At 43.2% G+C, this 13,369-nt stretch carries 13 protein-coding genes; 11 read left to right on the forward strand and 2 right to left on the reverse strand.

What is annotated here, in order from left to right:
- Window positions 1-37: 37 nt before the first annotated feature.
- Window positions 38-928: a hypothetical protein gene (locus tag M0N77_RS09135; protein WP_353104882.1), complete on the reverse strand. Its 891-nt coding sequence runs from the start codon at window positions 926-928 to the stop codon at window positions 38-40.
- Between the two features lie 277 nt (window positions 929-1,205).
- Here M0N77_RS09135 and M0N77_RS09140 point away from each other — a divergent pair, with 277 nt between their 5' ends.
- The 6 genes from M0N77_RS09140 to M0N77_RS09165 all read left to right on the forward strand — a co-directional run bounded on the left by M0N77_RS09140 (window position 1,206) and on the right by M0N77_RS09165 (window position 6,995).
- Window positions 1,206-1,619 carry an Ohr family peroxiredoxin gene (locus tag M0N77_RS09140; protein ID WP_353104883.1) on the forward strand — a complete coding sequence of 138 codons (414 nt, stop codon included), beginning with the start codon at window positions 1,206-1,208 and terminating at the stop codon, window positions 1,617-1,619.
- Window positions 1,620-1,859: 240 nt separating this feature from the next.
- On the forward strand, window positions 1,860-4,769 hold the full coding sequence (polA, locus tag M0N77_RS09145; protein WP_353105616.1) for a DNA polymerase I: 2,910 nt from the start codon (window positions 1,860-1,862) through the stop codon (window positions 4,767-4,769).
- A 247-nt stretch (window positions 4,770-5,016) separates the two neighbouring features.
- On the forward strand, window positions 5,017-5,196 hold the full coding sequence (locus M0N77_RS09150) for a hypothetical protein (RefSeq protein ID WP_353104884.1): 180 nt from the start codon (window positions 5,017-5,019) through the stop codon (window positions 5,194-5,196).
- Between the two features lie 78 nt (window positions 5,197-5,274).
- Window positions 5,275-5,502: a hypothetical protein gene (locus M0N77_RS09155; protein WP_353104885.1), complete on the forward strand. Its 228-nt coding sequence runs from the start codon at window positions 5,275-5,277 to the stop codon at window positions 5,500-5,502.
- A 136-nt stretch (window positions 5,503-5,638) separates the two neighbouring features.
- Window positions 5,639-6,427 carry an SDR family oxidoreductase gene (locus tag M0N77_RS09160; protein WP_353104886.1) on the forward strand — a complete coding sequence of 263 codons (789 nt, stop codon included), beginning with the start codon at window positions 5,639-5,641 and terminating at the stop codon, window positions 6,425-6,427.
- A gap of 214 nt (window positions 6,428-6,641) precedes the next feature.
- A complete protein-coding gene (locus tag M0N77_RS09165; RefSeq protein ID WP_353104887.1) occupies window positions 6,642-6,995 on the forward strand; it encodes a hypothetical protein in 354 nt (117 codons plus the stop codon).
- A gap of 115 nt (window positions 6,996-7,110) precedes the next feature.
- Here M0N77_RS09165 and hemH read toward each other — a convergent pair whose 3' ends face one another.
- Complete coding sequence (gene hemH / locus M0N77_RS09170; protein ID WP_353104888.1) at window positions 7,111-8,130, reverse strand: ferrochelatase; 1,020 nt, start codon at window positions 8,128-8,130, stop codon at window positions 7,111-7,113.
- Between the two features lie 392 nt (window positions 8,131-8,522).
- Between hemH and M0N77_RS09175 the strand changes: the two genes are divergently transcribed.
- From M0N77_RS09175 to M0N77_RS09195, 5 genes are all read left to right on the forward strand, one after another.
- Window positions 8,523-9,809, forward strand: coding sequence for a homoserine O-acetyltransferase (locus M0N77_RS09175; protein ID WP_371834197.1), 1,287 nt, complete (start codon window positions 8,523-8,525; stop codon window positions 9,807-9,809).
- The gene (gene metW / locus M0N77_RS09180; protein WP_353104889.1) at window positions 9,809-10,417 is read left to right on the forward strand and encodes a methionine biosynthesis protein MetW; all 609 of its coding nucleotides are present in this window, start codon (window positions 9,809-9,811) and stop codon (window positions 10,415-10,417) included. The genes M0N77_RS09175 and metW overlap by 1 nt, the downstream gene beginning before the upstream one ends.
- A gap of 353 nt (window positions 10,418-10,770) precedes the next feature.
- Complete coding sequence (locus M0N77_RS09185) at window positions 10,771-11,352, forward strand: tetratricopeptide repeat protein (protein ID WP_353104890.1); 582 nt, start codon at window positions 10,771-10,773, stop codon at window positions 11,350-11,352.
- Window positions 11,353-11,491: 139 nt separating this feature from the next.
- A complete protein-coding gene (locus tag M0N77_RS09190; protein ID WP_353104891.1) occupies window positions 11,492-12,025 on the forward strand; it encodes a DUF2058 domain-containing protein in 534 nt (177 codons plus the stop codon).
- Window positions 12,026-12,234: 209 nt separating this feature from the next.
- Window positions 12,235-13,287, forward strand: coding sequence for a rhodanese-related sulfurtransferase (locus M0N77_RS09195; protein WP_353104892.1), 1,053 nt, complete (start codon window positions 12,235-12,237; stop codon window positions 13,285-13,287).
- The last annotated feature ends 82 nt before the right edge of the window (window positions 13,288-13,369 follow it).

A 13,369-nucleotide genomic window follows, 5' to 3' on the forward strand; every position in this document is an offset into this window, starting at 1 on the left:
ATGTCAAAACTTGTAAATTACCTATTATGACTAAGCGCTATCGAACATAGGTACGGATTTGATTCTCTAAAAAATCAGCAGCTATATCGTTTACTAAAGTGCAATCGATCACGCCATTAATATCATCTTCATTTGGACGGGTTTGTCCTTTATCAACGTAGTCCGCGTTAAAAACAGCTTGAGCAAACTCAGTGCCATAATAGTTATACTCGATACGATCATTAGTAGCAAAAAACTTTACTTGTGCGGCGCGATAATTATTATTATCACCTACTCTTACTATAGTCGTACGAGGAAATTGATTACTACCAAAGCGCTTTTCATTGGCATCAACCCAACCCTCAAGGGTCGAATAGCCGGTTATTTTTTTATTATTAAAAGCAAAAAATGCGCGTTCGCTATCAATGACAGGGACATAACATACTGACCCATTAGGAAATTGCGTACCATTTGGAATCTCAGTAAAATTATTTAGATCAGTAAATATTCCGCGATCATTGCTAGGACGATTGCCCTTTTGATAGCTAGTCGCATCCACGCCCGATAAATTTATCGTACGATAAGTCACCTTATAATCAAAGCGCTCATTGCTGTTTTTGGCATAAATGGGTCGGGTGACGTTACGACTATTGACCTCTATATATTGATCATCGAGCGTTCCTTCAAAATCGTTAGCCAATACAGTTGAAACGGGCAAAGTATTAATACCTGAGCTATCATAACTGCCTTTAATATTAGTCACCTCAATATCACGCTCGCCATTACTATATTCTGTCTCAATACGCGCCACATTATTATTCACTCGCTCAAATTGATGAATCTCAAGCTCATTACTACTAATACCAAAAATTCCGTCGCTATCTTCACCGCAGCCCGTAATAGAGATAATAGCTAAGCAGATAGCCGTAGGTAAAAGAAGTTTTTTCATAGCAAGCTATCCTTTTTATTTAAATATTATCTTTTATTTATTAATTTTCATTAGCGTAAATTCTATAGCAGTAATCTCATTGCTACTATATAAACCTTGTATAGCTCACTACAATCCGCTTTGATCGTAAAGTTTTACTTACAAATTCACAGTATAGCTTTACTACCTTTATCTAACGTTTTGTGTAAACCTTGCTATGGTAAATAAGTGATAAAGGTTGCTTGCAATAGTAGCTTTTATAAAGCCATCAATAACAACTCAAAACAAAGGACAGTTTATGAAAACTCTATATTCAACCAAAGCCACGGTCACTGGCGGTCGTACCGGTAATGCGTCATTAAGTGATAGCGATTTGAAAGTCAATATGGCCCCTCCAGGCGGTAACATGGAAGGTAACAATCCCGAGCAGCTCTTAGCAATGGGTTATGCCGCTTGCTTTGATAGCGCGCTTGGCGTGGTGAAAAAAATGGAAAAGGCCAGTTTTGGCTCAACGACTGAGACTACCGTCGATCTTATGCAAGGCGGCGATCACGACTATAAATTAGCAGTGAAAATTCATGTTATTGCGGATAGCACCGATATCTCAAGCGATGAGTTTCAAAAATTAGTTGAAAAAGCCAATGATGTTTGCCCGTACTCAAAAGCCACTAAAGGCAATATCGATATCGAAGTGACCTCTGAGGTTAAGTAACCCCTTTATCGTTTGATAAAAATAGTAAGCTATACAAAAGAGCTCAGTCGTTACTGGGTTCTTTTTTTGCTTGTTATAGACACATATGATAACTTTTAAGCCATTCGGCACAGCGTCATTTTATCGTTATAATAGCCGCATTGATTATTATAATTTTAGCCTTTAGCTGATAAGTGACCCTTTATGACTGCCAATACCCAAGACAACGATCACAACTCCCACTCGCCTATCGATCCGGATATGCTGCCTAACTTTGCCACTATGCCTAATGTGGCGACGATGGATACTAGCCATGTCGATAAGGATAAACCGCCTTTTATTTTGGTAGATGGCTCCTACTACTTATTTCGCACTTATCATGCTTTGCCTAAGACCATGCAAAACACTAAAGGGCTGACCACCAATGCTATCCGCGGCACTTTAAATGCGCTCTTAAAACTGATGCGCCGCTATCATCCGACCCATATGGCGGTGTGTTTTGATACCAAATCGCCCACTTTTCGCCATGCCATGTCAGCAGATTATAAAGCCGGACGTCCACCTATTGATCCTGAGCTGGTCGAGCAAATTCCTTATATTCACCGTTTGGTCACCGCTTTGGGTATTCCGTTATTACGTATCGAAGGCGCAGAGGCCGATGATATCATTGGCACCATGGCTTATCGCGCCGTAGCGCAAGGCCATCACGTGGTCATCTCCACCGGTGATAAGGATATGATGCAACTGGTCAATGACGCGGTAATATTGGAGGACAGCTTCACCGGTAAGGTCATCGACACTCAGGGCGTGATGGATAAACTCGGTATCAAGCCTGCACAAATGATTGACTACCTAACGCTGATGGGCGATGCCTCTGACGGTATCAAAGGCGTACCTGGTATCGGTAAAAAGACTGCTAAGGACTTACTTGTTGAGTATGGCGATATCGATAATATGCTCAAGCACATCGGCTTTATAAAAGGCCGCGGCGCCAAAGGTCTGATTGAGCACGCTGATGATATCCCGTTTAATGCCAAGCTGGCCACTATCGTCACCGACTTGGACATCGGCCATGACTGGGAAGATCTAAAGATCAATACCGATCCTTGTGCTTATATTGAGGAGCTGCGCGCGCTGTATAGTGAGCTGGAATTTAACAATGAGCTGGCATCACTTGATCATCCCAATCATCCGGCTAATGGCAGTCAAAGTGTGGCAGAGACGCAGGCAAATAGTGAGTCGCAAGCACAAGTAGCTAAAGCCCTACAATCAAGCAAGATTGAAAATATCAAAAACAGTAAAGATAATGATAAGGCTTGGCATACTATTTTGGATATGCCCGCTTTTGACAGCTTGATCGCGCAACTACAAGCCGCGCCAAACTTCGTTATCGATACCGAAACCACTAGTATCTACTGGCGTGAGGCTGAGCTGGTCGGACTATCTTTTGCGCTGCAAGCTCACGAAGCTTATTATGTACCGTTAACACATAGTCTAGAGGGCGACGAGTTAATAGCCAAACAGCTTGATCGCGATACTGTTTTGGCAAGACTCAAACCTATCTTAGAAAACCCGAATATTGGCAAAGTCGGTCAACACTTAAAGTACGATACTCATATCTTAAGTCGTTACGATATTGATTTACTTGGCAGTATTCATACTAATCCCAACAACTGGGCGATGGATACCATGCTGGCAAGCTACGTCATCAATGCGGCGATTACCCGTCATGGCATGGACGATCTAGCGCGGCATTATCTGCAAACGCAAACCATTAGTTTTGAGGACGTTGCTGGTAAAGGCGCAAAACAAGTGAGTTTCGATCAAGTCGCCATCGATATCGCTAGTGACTATGCTTGTGAAGATGCCGACATTACTTATCAGCTGTTTGAGGCCTTTAGCGATAGATTGGCTGATGACGAGACCAATATCTGCCTGCTCAACGAGCTTGAGATTCCAACGGCGCAAATTCTTTGCCAAATGGAAGCGCATGGTATTTTAATCAAGCGCTCGTTCTTAAATGAGCTGTCCAAGCGTTTTGATGAAGAAATTATCGCGCTTGAAAAGCAGGCCTATAAAGTCGCTGGCGAGGAATTTAATTTAGGCTCACCTAAGCAATTAGGCGAGATGTTATTTGAGAAGCTTGGTGTGAGCGGCGGCAAAAAAACCAAGTCCGGTCAGTATTCTACAGGTGAAGCGGTGCTCTCCAAGGTTGACCATCCGTTAGCAGAGATTACGCTTGAGTATCGCGGCTTATCAAAGCTTAAGAGCACTTACACTGATGCTCTCGATGCAGTAGCTGACGCTGATACCGATCGCGTGCATACCAGCTACCACCAAGCGCTGACCAGTACCGGACGCTTATCCTCCACCGATCCTAATTTGCAAAATATTCCTATTCGTACGGTAACGGGTCGATTAATTCGCCAAGCCTTTATCGCGCCAAAAGGTCGTGTACTATTGGCGGCGGATTACTCACAAATTGAGCTACGACTGATGGCGCATTTTTCAGGCGATGCTAACTTAACTCGCGCCTTCAATGAAGGCTTAGATATTCATACGGCAACGGCGGCTGAAGTATTAGGCAAAGCCGTCGAGGACGTCAGCGCAACCGAGCGCCGTAATGCTAAAGCTATTAACTTTGGCCTGCTTTATGGCATGAGTGCCTTTGGTCTGGCCAAACAATTGCAAATGAGTCGTAATGAGGCGCAAGACTATATCGATATGTATTTTGATCGCTATCCTGGCGTCAAACAATATATGATAGATACGCGTGCTAGCGCCTATGAGCGCGGCTATATCGAGACGATACTTGGCCGTAAACTCTATACCCCTGATATTAATAATCCCAATCGTATGGTCAAACAAGCGGCAGAGCGCGCGGCTATTAACGCACCACTGCAAGGATCTGCAGCTGACCTGATTAAGCTTGCGATGATAGCGGTTGATAAAGTATTGCCCAAAGAGCAAGCTAAAATGCTGCTACAAGTTCATGATGAACTGGTGTTTGAAGTCGATAAAGATAAAGCCGATGATATCGCGCAGCTGATTACTGATGCTATGCAAAATGTGCTACGCGATACCGCTAAAGGTATGGGCTGGGACATTGAGTTTGCCGTGCCATTATTAGTCGAGACCGGTATCGGTGAGAACTGGGATGAGGCGCACTAACCCCTATTAGCTTTGTTTCAAAATCTTAATAATGACTATCAGCAGATTAGCATTATTAATCAATAGCATAGAGTTATATTTAATATTATAATACCACTCTAAAAATTAGTTTTTGACCCATTGATTCCACGTTAAAAGTGAGCTTTTAGGCTCGCTTTTTTCATTTTTATCGTTATTTATTATAGCTTAGGAGCCGCTCATTTTTACTGAAAACGGTATTATAGAAATCGCTAGTGTTATCCTTTTAGTGCTGTGTTTATTACGCTGCATTCAATATGCTACGCAAAGTCGCCGCAAGCAAGGTGGCTATTTTTGGCTAGCCGCTGTTTTGGTGTTTTTCACCGTGATTCGCCGCGAATTAAATCACCTATCTGATCTATTTATCGATGCGCGTGTTCTATGGCTAGGCCATAATTATGACTGGTAGGAGGATCGTGTCTTACTAGTGATTTACCTAGTAGCGCTGGGATTGTTGTTTTACGCTTGGCGCTATTGTTGGAAGCTATTGAAGACGACGCCGCTGTGGTTATATCTTAGCGTTCTAGTTTTGGCGTTATTGCAATATACAGGCGAGAACGCTATTGGCTTTTCTCATAGTTCAGGTTTAGTAGTGGAAGAGTTGTCCGAAACCGCTATTTATTTAATGGCTTTAGGTTATTTATGGTCGTTTAAAGTGACAGATTTTGAAGAGCCTCTAGAGCAAAGACTAGAGTTAGAACAAGTGACTAATTAACCGTCTAATCGAGTTAGTAGTTACCGATGTCCTCTAGCATTCGATAGTTGGCTTTAGGTATGCTAGCTTATTGCTAAACATCACTCTTTTATGCTCCTAATCAGCACTTTATACGTTAACTATAAAAGGATATGTTATGAATATACTAATCACGGGCGCCTCACGCGGAATCGGTCTAGCTACTGCCAAACGTCTCGCGGCAAAAGGCCACTGTGTAGGACTTTTTGATATTGATACTCAAGAGCTTGCGCACGCTATCAAACAAAAAGCTTTTAAGAAAGCCAATAAAAATCAGCGCGTCATCACAGGCGATTTAGATGTCACTAATACTGACTCTTGGGATAATGCTATCGAACATATGATCAATAATTTTGGCGGTATTGATGTCTTGATTAATAATGCTGGCGTGCTGGTCAGTGGCGTATTGCCAACTACTGACTTGGATAAACAGTTATCTTTAATCGATATCAACTGTAAAGGCGTTTTGATCGGCTGTCATAAAGTTGTGCCTTATCTAAAAGAGAGTGCTAATGGCAAGATTATCAATTTATCCTCAGCCTCTGCTATCTATGGCCAGCCTGAGGTCGCGCCTTATTCTGCCAGTAAATTCTTCGTGCGTGGCCTCACTGAGGCGTTAAATATCGAATACGCGCCTTTAGGTATTAAAGTGATCGATGTCATGCCATTATGGGTTAAGTCGAACATGACCAAAGACATCGAGGTGACCAGTATTGATCGGTTAGGGATTAACTTGACGGTCGATGATGTTGCCAAAAAGTTATGCAAATTAAGCTGTCACAATAATCAAAAGATAACTCGTACTCATTACCCTATCGGCTTGCCTGCCAAGATTCTACAAAGCACTTCACAGGTGACGCCAGATGTGGTGATTCGTTTTATTAATAAAAAGATTGGTGCCAAATAGCTGGTGAATTTGCAATTACTATAACGGCTAACGCTATTTGGTGGCCGTTTTTTTATTAATATGACTCTTCTTTGTACTGTCTTACATTTTTTGACATCCTGTGACAGCTTACTACTAGCGATAACTGCTAGAAGCCTCCAAACTGATGCAGTGATTAATTAGTTTGTAATACCGTTTTGTATAGCTGTATTTTAAATAACAAAGAGGACTTTTTATGGATAATTCAAAAACGCCGCTACCTGAAGAGATGGATCATATTGAAGGGGATGCCAATATCGCTGACAACAATGAAGATAATCAGCAAGGCAGTCAAAAAGTAGATATGGATAATGATATGCTGCACACTTTTGATAACGATGATGTTATCGATAATACTGCTGGTTTTGATAACTCAGAAGTGGGAACCGATGCGACTCAAGGATTGACGCCGATGCATCGTCAAAATATCGATGAAGCAACTATCGATAATGTGTTAGTACAAGATAACTTAGATGACAATGATTATCCTGATATCGTCGATATTGCCGATCCTGAGGCCGCTGAGCGTAGCAATGATGATGACTTTTGATAAAACCGTTTTTGTTTACTGTCACTTTTAATAAAAAAACACGCTCAATTGCATTGGGCGTGTTTTTACTTATAAAACTATTATTTGTTGACCAGTTATAACAAAACCGTCAATTTTATACCCAACCCTCAAGCGTTCCTGCCCAGCCTTTCACTAATGGCGCGCTGATAGCTTCTAATAGGTCGATATGCGCTTCATCCATATTTAGCGCCGGAATGTAGTGATATTCTTCCCCGCCTGCCTCTAAGAAATTTTCACGGTTTTCAATCGCCAACTCCTCTAAGGTCTCAAGACAATCTGCTGAGAATGCCGGACTTAAAATCTGCACCGATTTGACCCCAGACTTTGCCCACTCATCCAAGATTACATCAGTATAAGGCTTGACCCATTCTTGTTTACCAAAGCGCGACTGAAAGCTGATAATCCATTCATCCTCATGAAGACCCAACTCATGAGCGACTTGGGCGGCGGTACACTTACAACGGCGCGGATAAGGATCGCCCTTATCCATATAAGGCTGCGGAATCCCGTGAAAGCTAAACATCAGCTTCTCAGGCTTGCCATGCGTGGCTTGGAAGCGGCGAATACTATCAGCTAGCGCTTTGATATATAGCGGATGGGCGAAGTAGTCCTTGACGATAGTATAGTTCGGTAGGTTTCGCTGCTTGAGCGCCCACTTATTGATCGCATCGTACACCGCCCCTGACGAGGTTGCTGAATACTGCGGAAACACCGGTAGCATCACAAAATGATCCACGCCCTCGCTACGCAGCTTGTCCATCACCTCTGGCAGACCAGGATTGCCATAGCTCATCGCTGAGTGTACTGTCACCCGAAAAGGCTCATTTGCCGCCGCCAAGCGTGGCTCTAGCTGCGCCACTTGGCCATTTAGGATATTACGCATGGGTGAGTCGCCATCCCAAATACTCGCGTAGGCTTCAGCAACGCGTTTAGGTCGGCTTGGCAGTACAAATAGATTAAGAATAATCGCCCATAAGAATTTGGGGATCTCAATCACGCGCGGATCTGAGAGAAACTGGCGCAAGTAACGGCGTACCGCAGGCGCTGTTGGCTCATCAGGAGTACCTAGATTGATCAACAATACAGCAATGCGAGGAGGCAATTTTGGTTTCATAGCAGCCCATTATTCAAATAGATTTATGAAGGTTTTGATTAGTATTTTAGAATATTTGAGTAAACTTGTTAAGTGAGTCTTAAAAAAACAGCCTACTTTAGTGGCGCTTAGTGTAGCATTTTATCGAGCACAAACGCAGGAGAAATATCGTTTGTGCGCTATTTGCTGCTTTGCTGCGACAATCGGCTATGATGAAGGTTGTACTAATACGCGCATCGCCATACAATAGACAGCATTAACGATAGTGTATCGATACTATTATCCCATTTTAACGACTGTCGTCTTGCGAGGTAGCTTTGAGCGCACGTGCTGATACTGATAATAAAACGATTAATAATATATCCAACTCATCATCAAATCTAACAGCTTCAGTGGGTATAGTTACCCCCCAAATGATGCATTTCTCTGAGCCTTTGACTTTAGAGTGCAATCGTACTTTGCCCTCTTTTGATCTTATTTATGAGACCTACGGCACCTTAAATGCTGATAAATCAAACGCCATCCTTATTTGTCATGCGTTATCAGGCAGTCATCATGCGGCTGGGTTTCATAGCGAAGAGGATAAAAAAGCCGGTTGGTGGGATACGATGATCGGCCCTAATAAAGCTATCGATACCAATCAATTCTATGTGGTCTGTGTCAATAATATTGGCAGCTGCTTTGGCTCCACCGGCCCTACTACTATCAACCCTGATAGCCCTAAAAATCAACAACAAGTCTATGGTCCCGACTTTCCGCTCGTCACTATCAAAGACTGGGTCAAAACCCAAGCAATGTTCTCTGATCGTTTGGGCATAGAGACTTGGCACGCTATTGTTGGCGGTTCGATGGGCGGCATGCAGGCGCTACAATGGTCAATTGACTACCCTGATCGGCTCAAGCGCTGCGTGGTCATCGCCTGTACGCCTAAGCTATCGGCGCAAAATATCGGCTTTAATGAAGTGGCGCGTCAGTCCATCTTATCGGATCCTGATTTTAAGGATGGGCGCTATCTGCAAGCCGGAACTTATCCAAGGCGTGGACTGATACTAGCGCGCATGGTCGGGCACATTACCTACTTGACCGATGATGCGATGAAAGCTAAGTTTGGCCGTGACCTAAAGTCTGGCAAATTTATGTACGGCTATGATGTAGAGTTTCAGGTGGAGAGCTACCTGCGTTATCAAGGTGAGCGTTTCAGCGAAAACTTCGATGCCAATACCTACCTTTTGATGACTAAAGCGTTAGATTATTTCGATCCTACCCGCGGCTATGTCGAGCAAACTCAATCCTCAGCCTCAGCAGTAAATGATACTGTCGCAAATAAAACCGATGCCAATCTAAGCCGTAGAGACAATAATATAGAAGAGGCTGAGGCAGAAGAAACGACTCACTCATTAGAATTAGAAGGTCTAAAAACCGCTTTTGCTCATGCTAAATGCCAGTATCTAATTGTCTCTTTTACTACTGATTGGCGTTTTGCTCCTGAGCGCTCACAAGAGATTGTCGACGCGCTTATGGCGACTGGTAAGCCGGTTAGCTATACCAATATTGACGCCCCTCACGGTCATGACTCTTTTTTGTTTGATATTCCGCGTTACATGGGCGCTATTAGAGGATTTTTGACCGCGCCTTTTATCAATAACTCTAATCAAAACCCGCTAACCGCTACCAAAGCACGTTTAGAAGGAGCACACTGATGAGAATGGACTATCAGTTAGCAGAGCGCTGGATTGCTCCGCACTCGCATATATTAGACTTAGGCTGTGGTAATGGTGAGCTGCTAGCGCATTTGCAGCAGCGACTAGGCGTTAGTGGCTATGGCATTGAGATCGACGAAGACAAAATCAATGAAGCTATCGGCAAAGGCTTATCTATCGTTGAGCAAGATCTAAACGATGGCTTAGCGCGTTTTGCTGATGACAGCTTTGATACGGTGGTCATGGCGCGAGCGCTACAAGCGGTCAAAAACCCGGACGAGCTATTACTTGATATGCTGCGAGTTGGCCGTGAAGCGGTGATTACTTTCCCTAATTTTGCGCATTGGCAAAACCGTATTCATTTAGGATTAAAAGGCATGATGCCGGTGTCAGAAGCGTTGCCATACGAGTGGTATAACACTCCTAACATTCATTTATGCACCTTTAAGGACTTTGAGCAGCTGTGCGCTCAGCATGACATTCGTATACTCAATCGCTTCGCAGTCAGTGATTCAGAAACAGGTTATGCTCCTTTGATGAGCTCGCTAGTAAGGCGAGTACCAAACTTATTAGCTGATGTTGCTATTTATCGGGTAACTAAAGCTTAGATTAGTATTAAAAAATGTTACAAAACCCTTTATAGTGTTGTTGAATTAAATCACAGAAATGTAACTTCATGATTTTATTGACAAGTATTGGCTCGCAACTGTAGTTTAAGTGGGTAATTAGTATTTGAGTTTCGTAACTTTGAGTGTTAAGCTAGCAAAATGTCGTCAATGACAGCCTATTACGAGCTTTTATTTATTGTCGTACTTTGGAAGGTTAAGGAAAACACTTTCAAAGTAATAGCGTAGTAAATAGATAAGCGCTCACTAAAGTTTTGCTTTAATCATCAGTACCTATTAAAAGTTAGGACATGACTTGATTTATTGCTAACCAGTTGCCTACTTATGGAGTCCTTATGAAATTATTTAAAGCTGCCCTATTTACTGCTATGTTCTCTTGCGCTGGCCTGGCCAACGCTGAGCTTATTTCAAACGTCCCACTTGACACCTCGCGCTTTGAGCTTATGTCCGTTAGCGACTTATCAGCTCGTGCCGCGCAAGGTAACGATCACGCCCAATTTTATCTCGCTAAGCGCTTGCAAAAAGGCGAAGGCATGGCAAAAAACACTCAGCAAGCGATTCAGTGGTACACGCGCGCCGCTGAGCAAGGCGTTGCTCCTGCCCAGCTTAATCTAGCCATTATGTATCTGCGCGGTGAAGGCGTACAGCCTAACATCACTCAAGCTCGTAAGTGGCTAGAAAAAGCCGCCATGCGCGGTGATAATCGTGCCAGCTATACGCTAGCACTCCTTGATGAAAAACAAAAAAACCTAGTTGATGCTTATAAGTGGTACGATCTAGCCGCCCGTGACGGCATGTTAGATGAAAAGGTGCGTAATAAGGCACGCGGCAAAATTGGCCAGTTGGCTTTGAACTTATCTTCCTCTGATATCGCTAGCGCCCGCAGCCAAGCCGATACTTGGTTTCAGAGTAAGTAATCGATAACCGATAGCCGCTGCTAATCCTTTTTTATTTTCATAAAATCCAGCCTTAGTGCTGGATTTTTATGGTTATATTTTTAGGATTATATTGTTATCATGCTTATTATTTCTAGCTCATTACTGAGGACAGTAAATCATGGCCAAAAATGCTCTACAAGCACAGCTACTAAAAGCCGGATTGGTAGATAGTAAAAAAGCGGATAAGATCACTAAACAAGCCAAACATGCCAAACGCACTGGCGACACAGCAGCACTAGAAGCCAAAAAAGCACTAGCTGCCGCCCAAGCTGAGAAGGCAGAGAAGGATCTAAAGCTCAATCAACAAAAGCAGCAGCTCTTAGAAGAGAAGATGCTGCACGCTAATATTATCCAGATGATCAAGCAGCATCAAATCACTGACACCGATGGCGAGGTGAGTTATCAGTTTGTCGATAACTCAAAGATTAAAAAGCTGCATACCACCCAAAAGCTCTATGAGCAAATCGTCGCCGGTCACGTGGTCATTGCTAGACTAGAAGACGGTTATGCGCTACTGCCAAGACCGTTAGCCGATCGTATCAATGCCAAGCTAGAAGGCTTTATCGTAGTGTCTAATGATAAGGCAGAGAATGAAATAGCCGAAGATGATCCGTACGCCGCTTATGTCATTCCTGATGATTTGATGTGGTAAATACTTACCAAAGAAAATCCAGCTTAGTTGCTGGATTTTTTATACTTTCTACTTTTATTTGAACGTAAGATATCAAAAAAGCCCTCAAAACCAGCGCAAATTTGCTACACTACGCCAGCGCTAGCAAGCCAAAACATTATGCTAGTGTTACTATTTTTTTTAATCAAATCAATGCACTAGGTTTACGTCCTAGCCCGCAGGAGACACAAATGAGCACTACTATAAACCCTAGCACTGACCACGCAAAAAAAGCGCCTCAATACGATAGCGAAACCAACAATATTGTCGTTGCGGCTCTTTATAAGTTTACCCGTTTTAGTGATTTTGCAGGCTATCGTCAGTCTATCTTAGATAAGATGCTCGATAATGAGGTTAAAGGCACATTACTCATTGCCTCTGAGGGCATTAACGGCACGATATCCGGTCTACGCTCGGGCATCGATAATGTCTTAGATTATCTGCGTAGTATCGAAGCCATTGGCAGCTTTAGCTTTAAAGAGTCTTATACCAGCGAGCAGCCTTTTTATCGCACCAAAGTTAAGCTAAAAAAAGAAATCGTCACTATGGGTGTCGAAGACATCGACCCGCTACAATCAGTCGGGCGTTATGTCAAACCCGAGGATTGGAACGCGCTCATCTCTGACCCAGAAGTCATCTTAATCGATACGCGTAACGACTATGAAGTGCAAATCGGTACTTTTCAAAATGCCATTAATCCAAACACCGAGACTTTTCGCGAGTTTCCAGACTATGTTGCCAAAGAGCTAGACCCTAACAAACACAAAAAAGTAGCGATGTTCTGTACCGGCGGTATCCGCTGCGAGAAATCAACCGCTTATATGCGCGAGCAAGGTTTTGAAGAGGTGTATCATTTAGAAGGCGGCATTCTTAAATACCTAGAAGAAATCCCTAGCGACGAATCCATGTGGCAAGGCGATTGCTTCGTTTTTGATAATCGGGTCTCAGTCAATCATAACCTAGAAAAAGGCGATTATGAGCAGTGCTTTGCTTGTCGCATGCCGATCACCGCTGAAGATATGCAAAGCGCCGCTTATAGCAAAGGCGAGTCTTGCCCGTATTGTATCGGCAAGGCGACGGATGAGCAAAAAGCTAGGTTTCGTGAGCGTGAGTATCAGATGCAATTAGCGCAAAAACGTGGCGAGGCGCATATCGGTAGCGAAGTCAAAGAGGTAATGCAAAAGCGTAAAGAGGCCAAAGAACAAGCGCGCCGTCAGGCTGAAGAGGCTAATAAAGCCAAATAGATTTAGAGTTATCAGCTTTGAAAAGAGCTAAGTCGTAGGGTGTGGTTAGCGTAGCGTAACCCGCTTATTGAGATAAATATCT

The sequence above is a fragment of the Psychrobacter sp. AH5 genome (genome assembly GCF_040371085.1).
GTDB lineage: Bacteria > Pseudomonadota > Gammaproteobacteria > Pseudomonadales > Moraxellaceae > Psychrobacter.

Excerpts from the sequence above, each read along its gene's own strand:
- M0N77_RS09135 (WP_353104882.1), bottom strand. The coding sequence starts at position 928 with ATGAAAAAACTTCTTTTACCTACGGCTATCTGCTTAGCTATTATCTCT.
- M0N77_RS09140 (WP_353104883.1), top strand. The coding sequence starts at position 1,206 with ATGAAAACTCTATATTCAACCAAAGCCACGGTCACTGGCGGTCGTACC.
- polA (WP_353105616.1), top strand. The coding sequence starts at position 1,860 with ATGCTGCCTAACTTTGCCACTATGCCTAATGTGGCGACGATGGATACT.
- M0N77_RS09160 (WP_353104886.1), top strand. The coding sequence starts at position 5,639 with ATGAATATACTAATCACGGGCGCCTCACGCGGAATCGGTCTAGCTACT.
- M0N77_RS09165 (WP_353104887.1), top strand. The coding sequence starts at position 6,642 with ATGGATAATTCAAAAACGCCGCTACCTGAAGAGATGGATCATATTGAA.
- hemH (WP_353104888.1), bottom strand. The coding sequence starts at position 8,130 with ATGAAACCAAAATTGCCTCCTCGCATTGCTGTATTGTTGATCAATCTA.
- M0N77_RS09175 (WP_371834197.1), top strand. The coding sequence starts at position 8,523 with ATGATGCATTTCTCTGAGCCTTTGACTTTAGAGTGCAATCGTACTTTG.
- metW (WP_353104889.1), top strand. The coding sequence starts at position 9,809 with ATGAGAATGGACTATCAGTTAGCAGAGCGCTGGATTGCTCCGCACTCG.
- M0N77_RS09185 (WP_353104890.1), top strand. The coding sequence starts at position 10,771 with ATGAAATTATTTAAAGCTGCCCTATTTACTGCTATGTTCTCTTGCGCT.
- M0N77_RS09190 (WP_353104891.1), top strand. The coding sequence starts at position 11,492 with ATGGCCAAAAATGCTCTACAAGCACAGCTACTAAAAGCCGGATTGGTA.
- M0N77_RS09195 (WP_353104892.1), top strand. The coding sequence starts at position 12,235 with ATGAGCACTACTATAAACCCTAGCACTGACCACGCAAAAAAAGCGCCT.